Here is a 1,082-nt window from a genome sequence, read left to right as displayed (position 1 = left end):
GTGTCCTGGATGATCAATTGCGAGGCCGGCGCCTGACTCCACAAATGAAAAAGCCGCCCGAAGGCGGCTTGTTCCGTCGCGCGGCTCACTCGGCGTTGACCGGGGCCTGCACGTCGTTCTTCGCGGTCAGTTCCAGCACCTCGCTGCAACGGCTGCTGACGCTGCGGTACAGCTCGGCGTCGCTTTCCAGCTCTTTCTCGCGAGCCGGGAAGATTTCCTTCAGCTTGGCGCTCCACTCCGGCGAGCGGGCCTGCTCCGGGAAGCAGCGCTCGATCAGGCCGAGCATGATCGAGACAGTCACCGAGGCGCCCGGCGAGGCGCCCAGCAGGGCGGCGATGGAGCCGTCGTGGGCGGCCACCAGCTCGGTGCCGAACTGCAGGATGCCGCCTTTCTTCGGATCCTTCTTGATGATCTGCACGCGCTGGCCGGCGACTTCCAGGCGCCAGTCCTCGGCCCTGGCTTCGGGGTAGAACTTGCGCAGGGCTTCCAGGCGCTGTTCCGGCGACTGCATGACCTGGCCGATCAGGTAGCGGGTCAGGTCCATGTTGTCGCGGGCCACCGAGAGCATCGGCAGGATGTTGCCCGGGCGTACCGACAGCGGCAGGTCGAGGAACGAGCCATGGCGCAGGAACTTGGTGGAGAAACCGGCATAGGGGCCGAACAGCAGGGATTTCTTGCCGTCCACCACGCGGGTGTCCAGGTGCGGCACGGACATCGGCGGCGAGCCGACCTCGGCCTGGCTGTAGACCTTGGCCTGGTGCTGCTTGACGATTTCCGGGTTGTCGCAGCGCAGCCACTGGCCGCTCACCGGGAAACCACCGAAGCCCTTGCCTTCCGGGATGCCGGAAAGTTGCAGGAGCGGCAGGGCGCCGCCGCCGGCGCCGAGGAAGACGAAGCGTGCCTGGATCTCGCGGTCGCCGCCGTTGCGGGTGTCCTTGACGGTGACCCGCCAGCCGTTATCGGCGCGGCGCAGGTGGGTGACCTTCTGGTTGTAGCGGATCTGCGCGCCCGGCTGTTGCGCCAGGTGTTGCAGGAGCTGGTTGGTCAGGGCGCCGAAGTTGACGTCGGTACCGCCCTCGACG

Annotated in this window: 1 protein-coding gene; it reads right to left on the bottom strand. The window is 67.1% G+C overall.

The features are described from left to right. Nucleotides 1-85: 85 nt before the first annotated feature. The coding region (gene mqo, locus FFS27_RS33060; RefSeq protein ID WP_137952577.1) for a malate dehydrogenase (quinone) at nt 86-1,082 on the bottom strand (997 nt) is incomplete at its 5' end.

Source organism: Pseudomonas sp. 2VD (assembly GCF_005503585.1).
Classification (GTDB): Bacteria; Pseudomonadota; Gammaproteobacteria; order Pseudomonadales; family Pseudomonadaceae; genus Pseudomonas; species Pseudomonas aeruginosa.
The sequence above is the reverse complement of the archived record's forward strand: the minus strand, read 5'-3'. Positions and strand labels throughout refer to the sequence as shown.